This is a genomic window from Bacillus sp. FJAT-42315, from assembly GCF_002797375.1.
Classification (GTDB): domain Bacteria; phylum Bacillota; class Bacilli; order Bacillales; family Domibacillaceae; genus Bacillus_CE.
In genome coordinates this window covers 932,701-955,113 of record NZ_KZ454941.1, presented here as the reverse complement: position 1 = coordinate 955,113, position 22,413 = coordinate 932,701, and the positions used below count along the sequence as shown (strand labels likewise).

Below are 22,413 nucleotides of genomic sequence, written 5' to 3'. Positions count from 1 at the left end.
TTACTTCCCCCTTGATAATTCTTCTCTTATTATATGTTGATCTATGTACTGTGCATCGGCTCCTACGCCTTGAAGTAAGGCTGAGCCGCGACTGAATTGCCAAGGCAATCCGAGAAAATATAATCCGTCAATCGCTGTAACGCCTCTTTCATGAAGCGGTGTTCCATTTGCATCTAAAACTCCCATAATGTCAATCCACTGATAATCCGAGCGAAATCCAGTCGACCAAATCACATTTTCCACCTTCACTTCGCTTCCATCAGCAAACATAAACTGATTTTGTTGGACAGCTGTCGTTCTTGGCTTCAATATCATCTTCTCTTGTTTCAATAATCTTTTCAACTCCAATCCCATAATCGGTTCTGGTTGTTTCTTTATAAAATGCCCCATTTTTGAATGAACAGGCGCGCGATAAACCCCAAATACATCTAGCCAGCGAAAAAGGCTTCTGCGGAAAATTTGTAACGGAAGAAACTTCAGTTGATGACTTACCGAGAAATACACTTTCCTTTCCTTAGCGAGCTCGACCGCAATTTGTGCACCTGAATTCCCTCCACCTACGACTAAAACAGAACCCTTTTTTAACTGCGCCGTATTTTTATATTGAGAAGAGTGCAGTTGCAACACATCGTCAGAAAGCGAGGTTGAAAACGCTGGAATGAAAGGCTTTTGAAACGGTCCGATCGCAACAACAACTTTTTGTGTAAAGAAGTCCCCTTGATTCGTTATGATTTGAAAGCCCTCTTTCACTTGAACTAACTTTTGCACCATTGTGTGATGACAGATAGGGAGAGAAAATGTCTTTGCATAAGATGATAAATACTCGGCTATTTCATCCTTTGTTGGATACCCTTCCTGATCCCCTTGTAACTTCAAACCCGGCAAAGAACTGTAGGCGCGCGGCGTAAATAAAGTTAGTGAATCGTATCGCTCTTTCCAAGACGCTCCTGTTTCTTGTGCCTGATCGAGAATCATAAATGATGTATTCCTTTTCTTTAAATAATATCCCATCGCAAGTCCAGCTTGCCCACCGCCGATAATCACAACCTCATATTTCATACTCATCCCTCCCTTTTATATATATGATCATATGTTCATGTATTAATTTATTCTATTTTTCAGATGATGTCAATCAAAATTTTGGTAAAATAAAACGGTGCAGCCATATCCTGACTACACCGTCCTCTTCATTAATTTCTATTTCTTATATCTTTTTGAATCTTCCTTAATGCCTTTTTTGATCCGCGCTCGATGTCGTGCTGAAGCTTACGATCTTTGTAAGCGATAAATAACGTATCCAAATCGTATCCTTCTGGATAAAGGTCGCTCGCCTTTAATTCTAGCTTCACTCGCTTTACATTCACTTCGATCAGCTCTTGTTGATAAAGTACGGTGAGATTGTAGAAAGAATCTTTCTCTTTATAAACAATCGCCACATCGTCATAGTCTAGTAGCATGACTTTATCACCTTTAACATACTCATACGTTTCTGCTATTTTCGTCGAAGTAATTGGCGGCTTTTTAATTTTACTTTCGTGTACCCGATCGAAACGATACTCCTTATTGTCGATATAGTTTTTAGCCCGCTCTAATACATTGTCCGGCAGCTTCATTTTTTTCGAAATCCATAAGGCATTGCTTTCTCCTGCCGCACCAATGATTAGCCGATATTTAGGCTCTAACGTCTCACTATCAAATTGCATCGCCGCATTCATAAAGTCGCTATGCCTCTCGGAAAATCGCTTAATCTCACCGTAGTGAGTCGTTGCCACCGTGATACAGCCTTTATGATAAAACTCATCTAAAATCGCAATCGCCAGTGCCGCTCCTTCATTCGGCTCCGTTCCACTGCCGATCTCATCAAAGAGCAACAACGTATGATGGTTCGCCGCTCCCATAATATCGGACATATTTTTCATATGCGAAGAAAACGTACTTAGTGCATTTTCGATACTTTGATTATCGCCAATATCGACGAACACCTTCTCAAAAATAGACACTTCTGTCTCTGGATCGGCGGCAATATGAAAGCCCGACATTACAGCGAGCGTCAATAGCCCGATCGTTTTCAACACAATCGTTTTGCCGCCGGCGTTAGGCCCTGTAATAATTAAACTGCGATACTCGCTGCCGATTTCCACATTAAGCGGCACAACCTCCCCTTGCAAGAGCGGGTGTTTGCCATTGATGAGCTTCGTATATCCATGACTGTTCACTTTCGGCTCGATCCCATTCGTTTGCTGGCTAAACTTCGCTTTCGCAAACACTAAATCATATTGACTAATCAACTCGATATTGATGTTGATCTTGCTTATTTGCTCTAGAAGCATCCCCGATAGCGTCGCTAAAATTTGATATTCCTCCACTGCTTCTTCTGCTTTCAACGTCGCTAGCTCGGCCGTTAATTTCGTCACGGTACTTGGCTCGATAAAAGCAGTCGTCCCTTTTGCAGACAGTTCAACAACCGTGCCAGCCACTTGATTTTTAAACGAAGATTTAATCGGAATCGTATACCGCCCATCTTTTTCGCTAATAAAAAATTCTTGAATATATTTTTGGTTGCCTGAGCTATTTAGAAATTTATTCAATCGCTCTTTAATTTTTCCTTCAGTAGATTCTATCTGCTTGCGAATTCTACGTAATTCTTTGCTTGCGGCTGAATCAACTCGGCTTCCTTTAATCGCAAATTGAATCTCTTCCTCAATGTGAAGGAATTCAGACATCGAATGAGCATACGAACTTAACATCGGCGCAAAAAATTCTTTCGCTAGCATAAACTGCTTCAATTTTCGACAGCCTCTTAAAAAATCAGCGAGGTGAACTAGCTCCGTCGGTTCCAAAATGATTCCTTTTTCAAGCTTTCCAATAAGATGTTCGACGTTCGACACACCGACAAATGGCACATGACTCTCTGCATCAATGATTCTCCGTGCTTCTGTCGTTTCAGTGAGTCGATTGTGCACCACTTTCTGATTGGCACTTGGCTGTAGCTGATCAAGCAGCTTCTTCCCTAATCCACTCACACAATAAGACTTCACCGTTTCCTTCAATTCATTATATTGCAATTTCTCAAATGTCATTGTATTCATATCTATTCTCCTCACGCTGGTTAATCCATGGGCAAGAAGATACCTAAGACTTTAAAAGTGGAAGGCTCCCGTCTATCGGCGACAAGCATAAGAACAACCGGCTGAAAGGTTGTTCTTTAACCTTTTGGACGGATGGGCTTATGACCTCGAGCCGATGGCGCCTGGAACTAGCCAATTTTAAAAGTGGAGCCGACTTCCATTCCACCATTTATTCCGTTATTCAAACGACAAAAAAGCCGTGGGGCGATCCCACGACTTTATCTATACAAGGCTTGTGTAAAAAGAGAATCACGAAAGAAACGATCATTTTTTATCGCCTTTCTCTCCCATCATTACACACTTTGTAAAGTACAGTAGGTATCTTCATAGGTACTGAAATAAACCCATGACAAAACGAAGGGTATCAAATCCCTTTTTTATCACGTTTATTTCATTCAGTTTTATCCTAGTTAGATTCTACGGCACTCACAAAGTTCACCTCTCAAAATTAATATGATAAAAATTCATTTCCACGCTTATCATACTCTATGATGAAAAATATGTAAAGTTCCTACTTACTAAAAGAACATTTCCTGCATTTCTTTTAACAACGACTCTGTCACTTTAGTGCCTGAACTCTCGCCAATAACCGAATCAATGCCACAATAAGGGCAAACCGCTGTATCTTCATCATCCCACCAGTCCTCAATTTCAGACGGATGAAACACCTTTAAGCAATGAAAACAACCGCATACCGTATCCTTCTCTAGCCCTTCCTTATTATGCGAAGAAAAACGATACACCGTAAGTAACTGCTCTTCACTCATAATCTCACGCTCCTTTTGTGTTATTATACTAACATAATAGAATAGCATACGAGGAACAATAAGGCTTTGGAGAAAAGTGAAATAATCTTCTGTACTGATAGTCAGACATCCCAATTATTAGGAGGATGAAATAATGGATTTAGTAAACACATTTTTAAATGGCTTGAGATCAGCGTTATCAACAGATGAACTCGGGGAACTAAATACAGCGTGCGGTGCTACAAAAGAGGATATTGCTACATTAAAGTCAAAATATCCAAATTGTCCCGAATCACTTATCTGTCTACTTGAAAATATTGATGGTACATACTGGCGGAAATATGGAGATAACGAAATTGCGGTTTGTATGTTAGGCTCAGGTGTCGAAGAAGATGGATATCCATACTATTTACTGTCTACACAGCAGATGCTTGAAAGTTCAAAAGAGGAAGAAGACGTCTCCTATCTTTTAGAATACGAAGATGACGAGGAGGCTGTTGACCCTAAGATAAATCGGGAAGGACTTCTCCCAGGGACGTATATTCATTTTTCAGACTGTATGAACAATGGGGGTTCATCAAGACTCTATATTGATTTTAACCCTTCTGATGAAGGTGTGTGCGGTCAAATCATTCGCTTTTTACACGACCCTGATCAATATGAAGTGATTGCAAACAGCTTTGATGAGTATTTACAGAATCTTATTGACGGTGATTTTATTTATCTGGAAGAGGAAGAACTGGATGAAGAAGAATTTGATTGAAACATACAACAGCTAGAGCCTTATACGGCTCTAGCTGTTTTCTTTCCACACGTTAGCAAACTCCTCGATTTCCGCTGTCACGATTTTAGTCATAAAATAAGTGAGTGAGGTCGGTGGATGAATGTGTGTTGCTGGGATGATCATAGACTTCTCTCGATGTAGCTCTTCTTGCACCATCGATAATGGCAAGTAGGAGATGCCAAGTCTTTGCTCAATTAGTCGTTTCGTCACATCCATTTGCGTGACAGACAACGTGCGAATGGATGGCTGCACTTGTCTAATCATCGGCAATAGCTCTTCCCAGTAAGTCGGGTGATTATCTATTAATAAACGATACGTTTGTAATACCTCTGCTTCGGTCATCGCCCTCTGCTCTTCATCATATGGAGCGACTAAAACGACGGGGTCTTCGTGAATAATTTCATAATAGATTTCACTCTCCCATGGTTCCATTCGTGATAAACCGATATCCACTTGTCCACTTCGCACTTTTTTGCCGATGTCAAAGGAGCGCACGACATCGATGACCACTTCTATTTCTGGATGCACCGCCATAAATCGGCTTAAGATCGATGGCAACATCGATGCGGCAATTTGCGGAGCCACGGCAATTTTCAGTAGCCGATGAACCCCTTTTTTCCACGTCTCCATTTCCTCGATTCCTTCATCATATGTGGCGATCCACTTCTTCGCAATCGGTAAAAATTTTGCTCCAGCCGCTGTCAAAATAACGTGCTTCCCCACTCGATCAAATAATTTCACGTCGAGCTGTTGCTCCAACCGCTTCACATGTTTACTTACGGCGGGCTGCGTTAAAAATAGTTCATCCGACGCTTGGCGAAAGTTCTCATACTTCGCCGTACTAATAAACGTTCGTAGCCACTTCATCTCCACCATCATCCCTACTTTCTCTTTAATAACACTCCGTTATCAATCGATCGTTTTTTTATTCATTTTCATTATATACCAAATCATGTATCCTTTACTTAATAATAGTTTAAGGGGGAAATTGGATATGATGAAAGAACAAGTATTGAAGAAATTTAATGAACATGCAGCGACTTATGATGAACAAAGGAAAAAATTAATTCCTTGCTTTGATGATTTTTACTCGATTCCGATCTCGCTCATTGAAAGTGATAAAACACAGCCAACCGTTTTAGATATTGGCGCAGGGACAGGGCTAATTTCCGCTTATTTGAAAGAGAAATTCCCTGAAGCTCAACTGACCTTGATTGATCTCTCGGAAAAAATGCTAGAAGTCGCCAAACAGCGTTTCCAAGATGAAGAAATCGATTACGTAACAGCCGATTACACGACATACAAGTTCGAGCAAACATTCGATATCATCATCTCCTCTTTATCGATTCATCATCTGTCCGATGAGGAAAAAAGAAAGCTATATCAAAATGTATACACATGGTTGAATCCAGGTGGCATCTTTATCAATGCCGATCAAGTACTTGGTCATACTCCGTCCATCGATTCTATGTATAAGCAAGATTGGTGGGAAAAAATTTCGGCAAGCGGTTTGACGCCGAAACAGCTTGATGAAGCTCGTGAACGAACAAAACTTGATCGAATGTCAACCTTACAGCAACAGCTTGATTGGTTAACGGAGAGCGGCTTCCGTGACGTCGATTGTGTCTATAAATATTTTAATTTTGTCGTGTTGGTCGGGAAGAAGTAAACCCTCAATTACCCAAAGCTAGCCCCTCGCTGCTTGATGCAACGTAGGGCTAGCTTTAGGTTTTCGATCCTATTCAAATTAGACAGTCAGTAGCTCCCGCTCATTTGTTTTTATCGTTAGACCGACTTGATCACCGATAGAGTAGCGTGGGGAATGAACAGATTCATGAATCGTCCATGTTTCATTTTCTACTTCAACGGTATAATGAATTTCTTTCCCTTGATATTGGACAAAGGTGATCGTGCCTTGAAGTGCAGAATGACTGTTATTTGTTAGCTGCCATTGTTCTGGGCGAATAGGATAAATTCCTTTCTTTTTTAATTGTAACGAAACGCCCGTATCGAGCCATTTCTCATAAGGAGCTTTTTCCGGTATAAAAAAGTCCTTCTCCCACGTCCCTTTTACGAGATTACATTTCCCTACAAAAGTAGCAACAAATTCTGTTTCCGGCCTCGAATAAATGATTTCCGGAGAAGCAACCTGCTCAATTGTCCCGTTGTTCATAACGACAATTTTATCAGCCATCGCTAAGGCTTCCCCTTGGTCATGTGTTACATAAACAATTGAAGCTTCTGTTTTTCTATGGATGTTTTGAATTTCCTTCCTCATTTCCATGCGCAGTTCTACGTCTAACGCACTCAGTGGTTCATCCATTAATAATAGATGCGGGAGAGGAGCAACCGCTCGGGCAAAAGCGACCCTTTGCTTCTGTCCTCCCGAAAGTTCTGCTGGATACCTATCCGCCATTTCCATTAACCCAACTAACTTCAGCACATCTCGCACTCTACGATCGACATCCGCTTTTAATTCCTTCGCTACATAATGGTGATGTAACAACGGAAACTGAATATGCTCATACACTGTCATATGCGGCCATAAAGCAAAGGATTGAAAAACCATCCCGATATTTCTTTTTTCTGGAGGAATCAACTGTTTTTTTGACGCTACTATTTGATGATCCATTTCGATTTCTCCGTCCGTTGGCTTCATAAAACCAGCTAACAACTTTAATAAAGTCGTTTTTCCACAACCAGACGGGCCGAGAATAGCAACAAATTCCCCTTTATTAATCTGTAAATCTACAGACTGAAGAGCTGTGAAAGAATCGTAATTTTTTGTTAGTTGGTGAACTTGAATCATTTGCTCTTCATCACCTTTCTTTCCCATAATTTGCTGAACAATATAAATAAGATGCCACCAAGTAAAATCGCTAACACAATGACACTAGCAAAGGCCGTTGAATAGGTCGTATAACCGGCTTGTTCATAATTGAAAATGACCACTCCAATCGTTTCTGAGCCAGTAGACCATAGCAAGCTCGATACCGTTAATTCTGTTAACACCATCAAAAATACTAATAAAGCGCCACCGATTAGTCCTGGAAAAATTAATGGCAAAAGGATCTTTCTCCATTTCACCCAACCTTGCGCTCCCGATGTTCTCGCCGCTTCTTCAATAGACGGGTCCACTTGTAATAAAGCCGTATAGCTTCCACGAATTTGCAAAATTAAAAACCTAGTTACATAAGCGATAAACAAGATCCAAACCGTTCCATAAATTCCTGGATTCCAGCCTGGAATGGGCTGGATCCATGCAAAGATCATACAAAGTGCAAAAACGGTTCCCGGTAAAGCATAAGGAATCGTAATAAAAAACTCCGTTATTTTCATTCCAACACTCGGTTGTTTATATCGTAAATACGCCAAAAGTGTTCCAATTACTACACAAACAATCGTCGAAAAGAGCGCCAATTGCAAACTAGTAGATAGTGATGACATCGCCTTCGGGTCGGTAAAAAAGACATATTGATAATTTTTAAGCGATAGATTTTCAAGTTTAAACGAAAGTCCATAGGCTTTAATGAGAGAAGTCGCCGCCATTGATAAAAACGGCACTAAACTAGTCACGAGCAAAAAGGTCCAAACACCAAACTCAACCATTCTTTTACGGGCAGTAGATAAATAAATTCTCGGCTCCATATCTCTCGTTACCGTTTCCGTCACTCGACTCCGCTTCAAAAGCAGCCATTGAATGAGGCTTCCAGTAAGGGCGATGACCCCTAACAGAACAGAAAGAACAGCTGCTCTAGAGAAAGCTGACGGTCCAAACCCGACAATTTGTTCATATATATAAGTGCTTAACACTCGTATATTCGCTGGAATACCTAAAAAAGCAGGCACACCAAAATTATCAAGGTTGGTTAAAAAGGCTAGTAACCCTCCACTAGCAATCCCTGGTAAAGCTAAAGGAAAAATAACCTTTCTAAATATCATGCCTCTAGTGGCTCCAGATGTCCTCGCCGCTTCTTCTAACTCCCTAGGAATTTTTCGAAACACATTGACTGTAAACAAATACACTAACGGATAATGAGAGATACCAAGAATAAAGATGATCCCTCCCATACTGTATAAATTAGGGAGTGGAATACCTTGTAGCATCGTTGAAACTAAACCATTTTTGCTGAAAAATTGAATCCAAGCTAACGTCGTTATGTATGAAGGAATAATGAATGGAAGAAAAATAAACAGCTGCATCCACTTCTTCCCACTAATATTGACATAAGCGACAATCCAAGCAAGAGACACCCCTAAACTAAGGGACAAAATAGTCGATCCAAACACAATATATATCGTATTTTGAATCGTAGACCATGTCGCTTTTTCTCGTAAGATTTCGGTGTAATGATTAAGGGTAATCGCCCCTTCTTCCACAAAACTAAGGGAAATCAAACGTAGGACGGGTACAACAAAGAATAAAATGACTAATAGAAAACCAATCGTGAAAAAGATATTTTTTTTATTTAATAATAAAGAGAAGGAGGGCAGCCCTCTCATTCTCTTTTCTTCAAGTTGATTGTCGGCAATCATTGCCCTCTTCCCTTCTCCAAATTATTGTTGTCCAAAAATTTCTCCGAATTGCTTCTTATCTTCTTGGCGCGCTTTAAGAAGTTCCGCTGTGTCAGCTTCTAATACCGTTAGTTCCTCTATTGTTTTCAACCCTTCTGGAGCGGCTATTCCTTTACGAATTGGTGTATACCCTAATTCCGCCGCTAATTCTTGTCCTTCTTCAGAAAGAACGAAGTCAATAAACGCTTTTGCCGCTGCTTCATTGTCGGTATTTTTCATTACTCCTACTGGTTCTGTAATAACAGGTACCCCTTCCTTCGGGTACACTAATTCAACAGGAGAACCTTCTTTTTTCGCTCTAGCAACAATAAAGTCTACTACCATACCATAAGACTTTTCGCCAGTAGCGACTGCTTCAAGTACGCCACCGTTTCCTTTTGTAACACTCATTCCATTTTCTTTTAAACTCTTATAAAAATCCCAGCCAAACGATTCTTGTCTAGAAAAAACTCCCGCATTGTAAGCCGCAGCTCCTGAATAAAATGGGCTTGGCATAATAGCTTTTTCTTTAGACCCTTTTTCTGATAAAACAGTCCAGCTATCTGGTACATCCTTCACTTCGTTTGTATTGACGACTAATGCAGTTGCCATTACTTTCGTTCCTGCATATGTTCCGTCTGGATCAACAAAAGCTTCTGGAAGCTGTTTCGCTTCAGGGGATTGATAGGACATAAGAAGCTCTTCTTCTTTTAAACTTTCAAATGTAACTGAATCAGCGACTAGCAACACATCCGCTTGAATATCCCCAGCTAAATTTTCTGCTTGAATTTTGGAGATGACTTCTTCTGTTCCTGAACGGAAAGTTTCCACTTTCACATCTGGGTATTTCTTTTGAAAAGAATCCACTAGCGCTTGCGCATCAGCATCTGGCTGTGATGTATAAAAATTAAGAGTGCCAGCTACTTCAGAATTACCATCTGTATTTTTCGTTTCATTTTCTGATTTTTTCTCTTCTTTATTCCCACATGCAGCGACTACAACAGCAAATACTAAAACCATCATCATCATAAATAATTTACGCATTTGTTTTTTCCTCCCTGTCATAACTTAAATGTGCTTGTTGAAACCAACGTTGGATTTGTTCTTGCTTTCGTTTTTGATGAGTCCGAAATTCTACTGGTGACACGGTAATATAGCCATCTTTTAGCTTGGCATAATCACTCTCTTCATCAAATTCCGATAACTGACTCAACTCATCCTTTAACCAAAAATAAACTTGACCATGTGGATCATTCAGACCAACATAACGATAGCGTGAAACATTCATATCTAAAGGAATCGTCGCGATCCCCTTACATAATTCCTTTGACAAATTAGGTAAATTAACATTTAAAAAGACGCCTTTAGGGATTTTATTTCTGATGACTGTCTCAACTACATCATAGATCAGTTGTTTCACTTTATGATAATTTACCTTTACATCATTAAAAGCATTCAAGGACATCGAAACAGAAGGTATGTGATAAAGAGAGGCTTCTACCGCTCCAGCCATTGTTCCAGAATAGTACAAATCTCTTCCAAGATTAGGCCCAAGATTCACACCCGAAAACAAAATATCCGGTGGATTTTTTAATAAAACTTCCATGCCTAGCTTTACACAGTCAGCAGGGGTGCCATTCACTGCCCACGCTTGCTTAACCCCTGGAAAAATATCAATAGGCTTCGCTTTTAATGGTGTTCTTAATGTAATCGAATGCCCCACTGCACTCCGCTCCTGATCCGGACATACTACATACACCTCACCGAAGTGCTGCAATACTTCAACTAAAGCAGAAACGCCAGGCGCAAAAATACCATCATCATTTGTTACTAAAATTTTCAAAGTATCATCTCCATTCATTTACACTAAACTGCCTTGCTTAACATAATCTAAGTTTTTCTTTAACCACGTTAATTCTTTCGAACGATCAAACCCTTCTATAACAACCGGAAGTTCTTCCGTATGTAAGAAAAAATGTAACGCATCTTCTTTAATACTTCCCACTCCTAAAGGAAGATGGAGCTTGTCTTGCGTGGCATCGCTAATATGAATTTTCCCCACATTAGGTGTAGCCGCCCAAACTTCCCGAATATCTTGATGAAGAGGAATATGAGCTACATCGAAAGTTGTTTTTAAATGTGGAATGAATGGGTCAATCACTCTTTTTAAAACATTAGGCTCTGTGACAAACTCTTTCGTTTTCCATTCCATCATTTCAAGCGACAGCGTTACTCCCTCTCTTCTAGCAAATCGAACAAGCTCATCTAGTGATTCAATTAATAATTCTTCATGCATAGAAACCAAAAAAGAAGGCAAAGTCATCTTTCCAGGGTGAAACGTAATATTGTCCGCCCCTATTTTGATGGCTAATTCGATCGAACGCTTAATTTCTTCAACCGATTGTTGACGAATACCAGAATTAAGCGCACAAAGATTTAAATCCCAGCTAGCCGCATGCATCGTTAACGCCAGATCGAGTTCTTTCTTTGTATCTTCAATTTTTTTAGGAGCGGTCCCATAGTTCCATATATGTTCAGCCCATACTTCTACCCCAAAAAACTTTTCCTCTTTCGCCACTTTCATTACTACATCTACTGGATAAGACCAAGCCAAAGTTGAAGCAAAAAGTAATTTCATCTTTTCGCCATTCTCCTTTCCCATTGCTCAAGCTGAATACTAGGCTGAATCTTCACGCTGCCTATCGGGTAAGGATTTCGTGAATGGGGCCCATGAAAATCACTTCCACCGGATATTAACAAATCGTTCTTATTCGCTACTTCCAACCAATACGCTATCGTTTCTGCTGTATGTTTGGAATGATATACTTCTATACCGTCTAACCGATGCTTCAACAAAATATCTAAAGGTACTTCAAATGAATAAATTCCTGGATGAGCCAAAAAAGCTAGTCCACCAACATCATGAATGAGGTTGATGGCATCAATGGCTGAAAAAGCTTCTCGTTGAACGTAAGCTGGTTGCCCTTTACGCAATAATGTGTCATAAGCTGCTTGTTGATCGTGAAAATAACCAGTTTCCACAAGCTCTTCTGCTATGTGTGTTCTAACGAGTACACCTTGACCGGCCCGTTCTACACAATCATCAAAAGAGATGGAATACCCTAGTAGTTGAAGCTGTTCAACAATCTTTCTTCCCCATGCTAATCTTTCATTTTTTCGCCATTGAACATGTTCGATAATTCTTGGGTGTTTCGCATCAAATAAATAACCTAATATATGCATCTCACCCAGTTCACCATCGGTATTCAGTTCGATTCCTGAAATTAGCTTAACTCCCTCTTGTTCTGCTACTTTAAGACCGACTTCATACCCTTCAAGCGCATCATGATCCGTAATAGCGATCATCTCAATTCCTTTGTCTTTCGCCTCTTTTACAATTTCAGCTGGCGTCCAGTGCCCATCTGAATAAATGGAATGAATATGTAAATCCAAACGTTTCCCTCCCTCTTCCTCCAAATCTAATTACTATGTTAAAAAAGATTTATGAATAGCGAATAAATCTACAGTTAATAGTATGTTTAGAATTTATTAAGAAAAAAGGATAAAACAACTAAAAATAAACGTGAATAAACCGCCACTTCCATAGATTATGTAAATGTAATGTAAATAATTAACAAACTATTAATATACAAATCCTTTTTTGAGATGATTAAAAAATGTATGTTATTGAAACGAAATACAATTTAAGCTGTACTATGATTCGACAAAAGCTAGGAAGCGACATACCTACTTTCAATAGAAAACGGCTTTTACGATGTCGATTGTGTCTATAAATATTTTAATTTCGTCGTGTTGGTTGGGAGAAAATGAAAAATTACTTAGTGTATATTTTTTTAAAGTGTTATATAATACGAGCTAGCTATTTTCAGAAAGGGAGTTTTAGATGAAGAGATTTTTATTAATATGTGTTGTCGCTTGGCTCGTAGTTGGTTTCATGTTTCCTTATTCTAGTCAAGCAGCGACAACCGCTTTTAAAGATGTATCTAGTTTTAAAAAGGAAATCGAATTTTTAACGGGGCAAGGAGTCATTTTCGGTTATTCAGATGGAACGTTTCGTCCGAATGAACCAATTCTTCGAGTGCAAGCTGTGCAAATGCTGATGCGCGAAATGAAACCAGAGCTTGATCAAGTGCCGGACCCGAATTTTATCGATATGAAACCTGGAGACCGCGGCTATGAGGATGTAGCGAAAGCGGTAGCGCTTGGTGTGATTTCTGGAAAAGGAGATAACCGCTTTGACCCTAGGGGAAAATTAACTCGTGCAGAAATGGCAATTATTCTTGTTCGAGCTTATGAGTTAGGTGGTATCTTCCCGAAAGGCTTTTCCGATGTATCGAAATCATCCGTTGCCTATTGGCATATTTCCGCATTAGCAGCGAACAACATTACGGTTGGATATAATGATGGAACGTTCCGACCAGGGAAAACGATTGATCGTGCCCAGTTCTCAGCCTTTATGGCTCGCATTATCGAACCGGCTTTTCAACCGGAAAATGCCGAAGTAGCGGATACGTATTTAGAAGCTTTATTTGATCTATATGCTCTGGATTATGAGATGCATCCGACAGAGCCAGTTGTCTATCTTTTAGACGGCAGTTCAAATGAAGTGGTGGCATTAAATTACGATACGTATGAAATCGAATCAGTCGAATTAACGTTACCAGCAGAACGTATCGCCTATGCGAACAATAAATTATATGTAACGCAATTAAAGGGCAAGCATAGCCCACACTGGTTTGATGAAGATCAACAAGGCGCCTTTGCGGTCATTGATACGACGACGATGACACAAGAAAAACTGATCGATATTGACCTTGATCCATATGATATTGAAGCGGATGAAAATGGCATTGTTTATATTTCGCCGGGATCGGGACAACATTCAAGCTTTGCAAGCTATGATAGCGCAACAGGGAAACAATTAAGCTCCCAAATGATGTATAACAAAGCATTGATAGAAATGCATCCAACTCAGCAACGAATCTATGAAATAACTACTGCTCTTTCTCCAAGAACGATGAGCACCTATTCGATCACTGCTGGAGTGTTAGGTGAAGAACAACGCTCACCATATCACGGCGATTATGATTTGAATAAAGATTTAACGATTTCACCGGATGGGAAATATTTATTCAATAGTACAGGTCACATCTTCCGCTCATCAGCAACAGCAAGTGCGGACATGACCTATTTTGCGACGCTTGATCAGCCTTATCAGTCGATTGCTTTTGACGTTGCGAACAGCGAGTTGTATACAGCGAATGGGGACAAACTCATCACAGCTTACGACTACTCAACAATGGAGGCATTTGGCCAACTTCAAACATACGGAAACGTGAAGAAAATGTTCTACGATGAGAAAGACAATACGTTGCTCATTTTCTCTACCGTGAAAATGGGTACATCGTCTGCTCCTGTTACAGGAATTGAAAAAGTGTACTTTGACGTAGAGAGTACAGAGGAGTAAAGCGAAACTTCAATCAATAGTATAAGAGTTATTTCGTAAATTGAGATTTCAATTTATGAAATAACTCTTTTTTTGCTTCTCATATGATTCAATGAATTGAAAGCTCACTTGCCAACAAGCACAAAACCCATATATACTATGATTCGACAAAAACCGAGGAGTGACAGGCACCTGTCGAAAAGAAAGGAGAGGATTTTTTTGCCGCTTACGTTTGCTCATCCAGCTGCTGTTTTGCCTTTTCCGAGAAGGAGCAGGTGGTTTGATTTTAGTGCGTTGGTGCTTGGGAGTATGGCGCCAGATTTTGAGTATTTTTTTAGAGGGGAGCCGTATGGGGTGATTGGTCATACGTTGGCCGGGTTCTTTTATTTCAATCTTCCTTTAGTGATCCTCTTTTATCCTATTTATCATCAGCTCATACACGATACATTGCATCGGCATTTGCCGTCCTTTTTACAAGAGGCGCCGATCGATTACTCTTTTTTTAGTAAATTGCAAAAAAGCTTCGTCATCATATATTCGGCTTTACTCGGTATGTTAACCCATGTCGTCTGGGATTCTTTCACCCATGTCACTGGCTATATGGTCGAGAGAATACCAGCACTTACTCATTCCGTCCACCTCATTGGACTAGACATCCCAATCTTTAAGATCCTGCAACATGGAAGTACGTTGTTTGGGCTTAGCATGATCTTTCTCTATATAATGTATAGAGCGATTTTTCTTTATCCTCAAACAAACACCACCACAAGTCGCAAACAGAAGCTTTATTATTGGTTAGCCATCATCGGTACTAGCGGCTTGATCATGGCGTTATGGTACACTATTTTCTATGAACCAGTTTTTAACTACGGCACAACCGTTGTGAGATTGTTTGACTCAATGATTTTGAGTTTATTAATCGTATCAATTTTATTCAAAAACAGAGGTGATGAAGAATGCTAGAGCGTTCAATGGAAAACATCTGGGTATTAAAAGACGGAAAGGGAGTGATACAAAAAACAAGAAAAGGATGATAAACATGAACGAATATAAACAAATGATGAGCGATGGGTTTGAATTGAACTATTGTATTAAAGGAAAAGGAAAGCCGGTATTAGTTGTTGGCAGTAGCATCTACTACCCACGCTTATTCTCAGAGCAATTGTATCAACATTTCCAATTCATCTTCATGGACCATAGAGGATTTGTGCGACCGCCGAGAACATTAGGGCGCGAAGATTATCAACTAGATCAAATTTTAACCGATATTGAAAAGTTGCGAGCGACATTACAACTTGAGGACATCGTCATTTTAGGCCACTCCGGTCACGCTTTTATGGCGCTGGAATATGCAAAAAAATTCCCTGAACATGTCGATAAAGTTGTATTGTTAAATTCAGCCCCCTCCAATAGTATGGAAAGACAACAAGGAAGCCAAAACTATTTTGAGCAAGAAGCTGAGCTAGAAAGAACAGCTGAACTTCATAAACATATGGCCCTGTTACAAAGTGACATTGAAAAAGACCCTGAGCGAAGATTTGTTCATATGTGCCTTCGAATGGGAGCAATGAGTTTTTATGATTACCAGTTCGATGCTTCTGACACGTGGAATGGTGTTTACACAAATATGGAAATCATTGACTACTTATGGGGCGAGGCGTTTGCTACACTAGATATCACCAATGGATTGAGCAAACTGAACAAACCGATTTTGTTAGGCTTAGGAAAATATGATTACTTAGTGGCTCCTACCACCCTTTGGAACCCAATTGTTGCGAAGTACCCTGTGATTCAAAAAGTCATTTTTGAACGAAGCGGTCACAATCCGATGTTGGAAGAAGAGCAACATTTTAATGATATTTTTACAAATTTCGTTAAAAACTAACTATTAAAAAAGCCTTTCCTGATTTTTACCGGGCAAGGCTTTTTTCGACAAAAACCGGGGAGTGACAGGCACCTAGCGAATCACCGTCAACACCGGAAACACATACGGCTCAGCCGGTTCCGGAATCTCTTTCCATGACACATCCTTCACCAGCGGTATACTTGCTCCATTATAGGAGATAATTGCAAGCGTTCCTTCGATCTCTAGCCATGTATCTTGTGAAATAATAGCCGCTTCCTCAATCTCCGTTAAAAAACCGATCGTCGTGGCATCGGCGACACAATGCGTAATTAAAAAACGAGCAAGCACGAGCTGATTGCTTTCGAAATCTCCCTCTTTAAACACAAACCCTGTCATCTTTATTTTCTTTCCAGTGTATTGACTCGGTGCGGCATTGATTTCTCCGTAATAAGGCTCAAATACATCATCAGTCAATGTAATGACCCCATCGTCATTAAGAGCGTTCATCTTTTGATTGTATTCTTGATCGCTCATTTCATTCAGATTGACCAATGGCTCCTGCTCCTCGAAGCTGCTTTCCGATGGAAGCGGAGCGATCCCTTTTTTAGCAGCAATCGATGCGTTCAACGTTGTCGCTGGCAATAAAAATCCCGTCGCTAACGGAAAAATTAAAATAGAATACGAGACGATTTTTTTCCTCCTTGAGTCGGAATCACCATGATCGTGATCGCAATCATGATGGCTGCAAGAAGCCTTTTTCACCCAAACACGTGTTAATTGCACGATAAACAAAAATAGAAAGAGCCCGGCTGCTAGTTGACTTAATAGCTCATACTTCGGATTAATGTACTGTGAAATCTCTCCACGATAATGTAGCTGCCACAAAAACAAGGCGAATGTTAATAGAATCAACGCTCGAAACGCTTGCTGTGATTGAAATTTCATCTCTTCACCCCTAGCTCAAAACTTGAATACATCCCCAAACAATAAACGTAATCATTACGATTAAAACAGCGACAAATCTCACTTTAAACACACTTAGCAACATAAATGTATTTTTTAAATCAATCATCGGTCCGTAAATTAAAAAGGCCAAGATCGATGTCGTCGGAAAGACATGACGGAAAGAAGCGCCGATGAACGCATCGGCTTCAGAGCATAGAGATAACAAGTACGCCAGCCCCATCATCGTCAACACTCCGTCTCCCACCTGCAAAATCGATTGCATCGAGACATACGTTTGCACGAAAGCGGCTAAAAAAGCGCCGATAATTAAATACTTGCCCATATCAAAAAACTCATCAATCGAGTGCTTACACATATCGAGAAGCTGCTGCGGAAAAGACGCCTTCTGCTTCGACGGTAAAACCGCAACGTGCTCATCCTTCAACTGATTCCCTTTAAAAATAAAGCTCACAAGTAAAGCGATCACTAAAGCAGCAACAAATCCCACGCCCATACGTAAACCCGCTATCCCCCAATCGTTTCCAAAGGCCATATACGTTGAGAAAATAACAATCGGATTAATAAGTGGACCCGTTAATAAAAATCCCACGCCCGCATAAATAGGCACCCCTTTAGCCACTAATCGGCGAACGATCGGAACAATGCCACATTCGCAAGCTGGAAAACAAGCACCGACGACGCAGCTCATCAACACAGCCAAAAATTTGTTTTTTGGTATCCACTTCTCGATCTGTTCCACCTGGATAAAGATTTGGATAACCCCTGCAATCAACACGCCGATTAAGACAAACGGAATCGCTTCAATCAGAATACTTAAAAAGATCGTATTCATCTGTAGCATGGAAATAGGTAGCACCCAAGTCACCGCTTGTCCTTCCATCAACCGTTGAAAAGTTAAATAAACAGCCGTCACCATCACCATAAAAGCAAACACTTCAACAAAATGGATTCGTATCCAACGACTCATACTTGCTCCTTCCTAAACAAAATTTTTCACCTAAACTATTATATGCAGAAAAAGAAAAATAGAATAAAAACCGTCCAGCATCATCACATCATACTGGACGGTTTTTCGACAAATCTCGAGGAGTGACAGGCACCTAGTTCAATATAAAAGGTACTACCCGTACCTAGTTTGCTAGAGACGCCAATGTTTCCGTTCATCAGGTGAATGAGTTGTTTAGATATGGATAGGCCAATGCCTGTTCCTTCTACTTGTTCGATGGATGGGACGCGCGTGAATGGTTCGAAAATGTGCAACAGTTGATCTTGAGCAATGCCGATACCGTTATCAATGATTTCTAACCGGAACATCTCGCCTACTACTCGCCCTCTTATCCAAATACATCCCTCTTCTTTGTTATACTTAATCGCATTTGATAGGACATTTAAAATCACTTGCTTGAGACGGAAGCGGTCAGCCTGCACATAAATCGGCTCCTGTGGGTTTAACTCACAAATTATGCTCACTTGTTGCTTCTTAGCTATTGGCCTCATTAACGTCACACATTGCTGAATCTTGTTCGTTAAGTTGACGGTTTCGATGGATACATAATAATGACCGGATTCAATGCGCGATAAATCAAGAATTTCATTGATGATCAGTAACAGATGTTGACCGGCTTTGAAAATTTCAGCGACATTTTCTTGTTGTTCAGTTGTAAGTGGATGGCTTGTGTCATATTCGAGCAGCTGAGCAAATCCAATAATCGCATTTAATGGCGTCCGTAGCTCATGGCTCATATTAGATAAAAATTCCGTTTTTGCTTGATTCGCTTTTTCTGCTTCGTCTTTAGCGCTAATCATCGACTGCTCCATTTGCTTTCGTTCCGTAATATCTCTTGCGACAAACGAAACAGAATGCACCGACTGGTTCTCACGAAAAATTGGAGCGATACGACATAAATACCAACTAACATCATTTAAACTAGTCGCAATCGTCATTTCGATCACGGTCGATTTTTTTAACGTCATCGTTTTCTCTACCGCTGACATAATCTGATCACCAGTATCTTGTCCAAAAACAGCTCTTATATTTTGATGTAACAACTCCTCTAATGGGACTGATAAAGATCGTTCACTCATCCAAACATTCACGATTTTCCCGTCCGCTTGCAGCTCACAAACGATATCATCTAGTGAATAGACGAGTGCCCTTAAATCCGCTTCTCGTTTTCGCAAATGGTTTTGGGTTAGGTTTAACTGATTTCCGATATGCACCACATCATTCGCTGTTTCTTGTAGCTCTTGAATATAGAAATTAGGCTTTTTAAAAGAGAAATCTCCTTTGCCGATATGCCGGATTAAATGCCCCATTTCGATTAACGGCTGGGCAATTACTGAACTAATCGATTTAGCGTTACGAATTAAAACAGAGAAGAAAATGATGTAAAAAGCAACGAGACCTATAATCATAAACAATCCAATTTTCGTTAGTTCACCCTTTAGATCATTAACAGATGAAAAGACTTGATCATTTTCAACAACGATAAATAATTTCCAGCCAGTTTTGGGGACAGTAGCCCAGGAAATCATATAGTCCTCACCATTTAATTCCGCCTGTGATAACCCGTTGTTCGTATTTTTCGCTTTTAAACTAAATGCTTGTAAGTCTGTTCTCTTATAAATATTAAATTGTTCTGGCTTATACGTATCTTCCTTTACAGCCTCATGATACGTGTGCTGCTTAAGCTCCTTTATCCCCCAAACTTCTTCTCCTTTTGATGGTAAAGCCAGAATCACACCATCATTTCCAACTAACACCCCATATCCATTCCAAGGAATATCTAAATCTAAAATATTGTTAATAATCGTATCTATCGTAATATCGATGCCGACGACACCTTCAAGGAAATTTCCGTTATGCACCGGAGCAATCGCTGACGCCATCCACCCGTTACCGGCGGGGTCTAAATAAGCATTCGTCCAAACGACTTTACGCATCGGATTGTGGTGAACATCCGCTTCATAATAAAAATTATAATTTGAAATATTCATATGAGGTGGGTATTGCTCCAAAACGTCAAAATAAGGATAGATGATATTTAAGGAATCGTACGTATTATAATAAACGGCTGCCGCAAGAGACTCGCTATCTTTAATGTCTTTCATTAATGTTTGTGCTGGCAATAACCTCGCCACTTTTTCCCGTTCCTTTGCACCAATAGGCACATATCCACTGTAAAAAACAGCAGCTCCACGATCTGGACGATCACTTGTTGTATAATATACGCCATTATCCGCAAACGAGAGACGTTTCGCATCTATCGTATCTATCACTTGATTCGTCTCATAAAAGCGGGTCATTTGTCTTTGAAAGGTTTGGGTCGCATTTTCTACACTCGTTGTTTGTTCTTTTATTAACATCGCTTCCCGCACCGATATTTCTTTCAGCTCTGCTTGAATATCTTGTGAGATCCTGTTCATCATTACTGTATTGGACCATTGATTCACAATGAAATAAATCAAAATAAAACTGAACTCTACTAAAACGAGTGGAATTAATGCTTTCGATAAAAAGGACCGGCGAATATAATGAAAAATGGATATTCTCGTAGGCTTCTTTTGCTTTCTCACTTTATTTTCCTACTTTCAAGGTAATACACTAATCGATCAATCAACCAATCCCATCGATTGTGAGGACGAGTATTGTTCTTTTATCTCTATAATTTCTGGAATAATGGTTAAAAAGGCGTCAACAATCTCTGGATCAAAATGCTTCCCCTTGCCATTTTCAATTTCTTTTACCGCTTCTTCAACCGTCCACGCCTCTTTATACGGACGGCTTGATGTTAATGCATCAAACACATCACAAACAGCGACAATTCGCCCTTCAAGTGGGATATTTTCTTCTTTTAATTGATTCGGATACCCAGATCCATCCCATTTTTCATGATGGGTTACAGCAATTTGCTTCGCTATCCGAAAAATACCGAAAGATTCTAAACCAGAAAGTAAGCGCTCCCCCATTGTTGTATGAGTTTTCATTATTTCGAATTCTTCTGGCGTTAATCTCCCCGGCTTCAGCAGGATCTGATCTGGGATGCCAATTTTTCCGATATCATGCATCGTACTTGCATGAAAAATAAGCTCACAATATTTCTCGTCTTTCCCGAGTTCTTTTGCTAAACGTTTGCAATAATGACTCATTCGTGTCGTATGCTCGCCTGTTTCATTATCGCGATATTCCGCCGCAAGGCCCAGTCGATGAATCAGCTCTAACTTGATGTGCTGAATTTCTTTCGTCCGTTCATCTACTCGTCTTTCTAGCTCTTCATTTTGATTGAGTAGTTGCTGCTGCATCATGTGCAATTGAATCACGTTTCTGATCCGCATTAAGATTTCTATACGATCAAAGGGTTTGCCAATAAAGTCGATCGCCCCATACTCTAACGCTTGGTTTCTCGACTGCTGATCTCCATGTGCCGTAATCACAATGACTGGAAAAAATTCCTCTTGATATCGCTCTTTCAACATTTGAAGAATTTGAAATCCATCAAAATAGGGCATACGCAAATCTAGTAAAATAGTATCAGGTTTAACCTCTTCATATGCTTGAATCGCTTCTCTTGAATCGGTGACGCTATAAACATTTTGATAACCTTCCATTTTAAGGAGGCGCTCTAATAACAACACATTAGCTGGTGTATCATCAATAATTAAAATAGTCGCTTCGTGCAATGCCTTCTCTAAAATCACACTCATCACCCTCATTTTGATTTCTATATAGGCATTATATACTATAAACCTGCTTTCACAAACGACTTTTTTCGACAAAAATCAAGGAGTGACAGGCACCAAAAACAAACGAAATTTTCCATCTAAATTATATATATGCAAAAAAAGAAAAATAGAATAAAAAAACGTCCAGCATCGTCACATCATGCTGGACGTTTTTTCGACAAATCTCGGGGAGTGACAGG

At 40.0% G+C, this 22,413-nt stretch carries 19 protein-coding genes; 5 read left to right on the top strand and 14 right to left on the bottom strand.

Annotation, left to right across the window (positions count from 1 at the left end; translation table 11 throughout):
- From CEF22_RS04380 to CEF22_RS04370, 3 genes are all read right to left on the bottom strand, one after another.
- The gene (locus tag CEF22_RS04380) at positions 1-1,065 is read right to left on the bottom strand and encodes a flavin-containing monooxygenase (protein WP_442857352.1); all 1,065 of its coding nucleotides are present in this window, start codon (positions 1,063-1,065) and stop codon (positions 1-3) included.
- 125 nt (positions 1,066-1,190) lie between these two features.
- The gene (locus CEF22_RS04375) at positions 1,191-3,089 is read right to left on the bottom strand and encodes an endonuclease MutS2 (RefSeq protein ID WP_100401921.1); all 1,899 of its coding nucleotides are present in this window, start codon (positions 3,087-3,089) and stop codon (positions 1,191-1,193) included.
- A gap of 557 nt (positions 3,090-3,646) precedes the next feature.
- Positions 3,647-3,895, bottom strand: coding sequence for a cytoplasmic protein (locus CEF22_RS04370; protein WP_100401920.1), 249 nt, complete (start codon positions 3,893-3,895; stop codon positions 3,647-3,649).
- A gap of 133 nt (positions 3,896-4,028) precedes the next feature.
- On the opposite strand from CEF22_RS04370, the gene CEF22_RS04365 reads away from it, so the two are divergent.
- Positions 4,029-4,637, top strand: a complete 609-nt coding sequence (locus tag CEF22_RS04365; protein WP_100401919.1) for an SMI1/KNR4 family protein — start codon at positions 4,029-4,031, stop codon at positions 4,635-4,637.
- 30 nt (positions 4,638-4,667) lie between these two features.
- On the opposite strand, the gene CEF22_RS04360 is transcribed toward CEF22_RS04365, so the two are convergent.
- The gene (locus tag CEF22_RS04360; RefSeq protein ID WP_232726064.1) at positions 4,668-5,537 is read right to left on the bottom strand and encodes a LysR family transcriptional regulator; all 870 of its coding nucleotides are present in this window, start codon (positions 5,535-5,537) and stop codon (positions 4,668-4,670) included.
- 115 nt (positions 5,538-5,652) lie between these two features.
- Here CEF22_RS04360 and CEF22_RS04355 point away from each other — a divergent pair, with 115 nt between their 5' ends.
- Entirely contained in the window at positions 5,653-6,327 is a 675-nt protein-coding gene (locus CEF22_RS04355; RefSeq protein ID WP_232726063.1) for a class I SAM-dependent methyltransferase, read from the top strand.
- A 78-nt stretch (positions 6,328-6,405) separates the two neighbouring features.
- Here the strand turns inward: CEF22_RS04355 and CEF22_RS04350 are convergent, their stop codons facing one another.
- Genes CEF22_RS04350 through CEF22_RS04325 form a run of 6 tightly spaced genes read right to left on the bottom strand, consistent with a single transcriptional unit; the run spans position 6,406 to position 12,665 of the window.
- The gene (locus tag CEF22_RS04350) at positions 6,406-7,467 is read right to left on the bottom strand and encodes an ABC transporter ATP-binding protein (RefSeq protein ID WP_100403906.1); all 1,062 of its coding nucleotides are present in this window, start codon (positions 7,465-7,467) and stop codon (positions 6,406-6,408) included.
- Positions 7,464-9,194 (bottom strand): ABC transporter permease, encoded by a 1,731-nt coding sequence (locus CEF22_RS04345; protein WP_100401918.1) that lies wholly within the window; start codon positions 9,192-9,194, stop codon positions 7,464-7,466. Before CEF22_RS04345 ends, CEF22_RS04350 begins: the two co-directional genes overlap by 4 nt.
- A gap of 21 nt (positions 9,195-9,215) precedes the next feature.
- Positions 9,216-10,256, bottom strand: a complete 1,041-nt coding sequence (locus tag CEF22_RS04340) for an ABC transporter substrate-binding protein (protein ID WP_100401917.1) — start codon at positions 10,254-10,256, stop codon at positions 9,216-9,218.
- Positions 10,249-11,055, bottom strand: coding sequence for a 5'/3'-nucleotidase SurE (gene surE, locus CEF22_RS04335; RefSeq protein WP_094835039.1), 807 nt, complete (start codon positions 11,053-11,055; stop codon positions 10,249-10,251). Before surE ends, CEF22_RS04340 begins: the two co-directional genes overlap by 8 nt.
- An 18-nt stretch (positions 11,056-11,073) precedes the next feature.
- A complete protein-coding gene (locus CEF22_RS04330) occupies positions 11,074-11,850 on the bottom strand; it encodes a sugar phosphate isomerase/epimerase family protein (protein ID WP_157843164.1) in 777 nt (258 codons plus the stop codon).
- Complete coding sequence (locus CEF22_RS04325; protein WP_095478424.1) at positions 11,847-12,665, bottom strand: PHP domain-containing protein; 819 nt, start codon at positions 12,663-12,665, stop codon at positions 11,847-11,849. Before CEF22_RS04325 ends, CEF22_RS04330 begins: the two co-directional genes overlap by 4 nt.
- 451 nt (positions 12,666-13,116) lie before the next feature.
- Here CEF22_RS04325 and CEF22_RS04320 point away from each other — a divergent pair, with 451 nt between their 5' ends.
- The 3 genes from CEF22_RS04320 (at position 13,117) to CEF22_RS04310 (ending at position 16,564) form a co-directional block, all read left to right on the top strand.
- On the top strand, positions 13,117-14,700 hold the full coding sequence (locus CEF22_RS04320; RefSeq protein ID WP_100401915.1) for an S-layer homology domain-containing protein: 1,584 nt from the start codon (positions 13,117-13,119) through the stop codon (positions 14,698-14,700).
- A gap of 198 nt (positions 14,701-14,898) precedes the next feature.
- Positions 14,899-15,642, top strand: coding sequence for a DUF4184 family protein (locus CEF22_RS04315; RefSeq protein ID WP_100401914.1), 744 nt, complete (start codon positions 14,899-14,901; stop codon positions 15,640-15,642).
- A 76-nt stretch (positions 15,643-15,718) separates the two neighbouring features.
- Positions 15,719-16,564 (top strand): alpha/beta fold hydrolase, encoded by an 846-nt coding sequence (locus CEF22_RS04310; protein WP_100401913.1) that lies wholly within the window; start codon positions 15,719-15,721, stop codon positions 16,562-16,564.
- A gap of 72 nt (positions 16,565-16,636) precedes the next feature.
- Here CEF22_RS04310 and CEF22_RS04305 read toward each other — a convergent pair whose 3' ends face one another.
- The 4 genes from CEF22_RS04305 to CEF22_RS04290 form a co-directional block, all read right to left on the bottom strand.
- Entirely contained in the window at positions 16,637-17,470 is an 834-nt protein-coding gene (locus CEF22_RS04305) for a TIGR03943 family putative permease subunit (protein WP_100401912.1), read from the bottom strand.
- 10 nt (positions 17,471-17,480) lie between these two features.
- Entirely contained in the window at positions 17,481-18,458 is a 978-nt protein-coding gene (locus CEF22_RS04300; protein ID WP_100401911.1) for a permease, read from the bottom strand.
- 83 nt (positions 18,459-18,541) lie between these two features.
- The gene (locus tag CEF22_RS04295; RefSeq protein ID WP_100401910.1) at positions 18,542-21,067 is read right to left on the bottom strand and encodes an ATP-binding protein; all 2,526 of its coding nucleotides are present in this window, start codon (positions 21,065-21,067) and stop codon (positions 18,542-18,544) included.
- 36 nt (positions 21,068-21,103) lie between these two features.
- The gene (locus tag CEF22_RS04290) at positions 21,104-22,189 is read right to left on the bottom strand and encodes an HD domain-containing phosphohydrolase (protein ID WP_198508023.1); all 1,086 of its coding nucleotides are present in this window, start codon (positions 22,187-22,189) and stop codon (positions 21,104-21,106) included.
- Positions 22,190-22,413 lie beyond the last annotated feature (224 nt).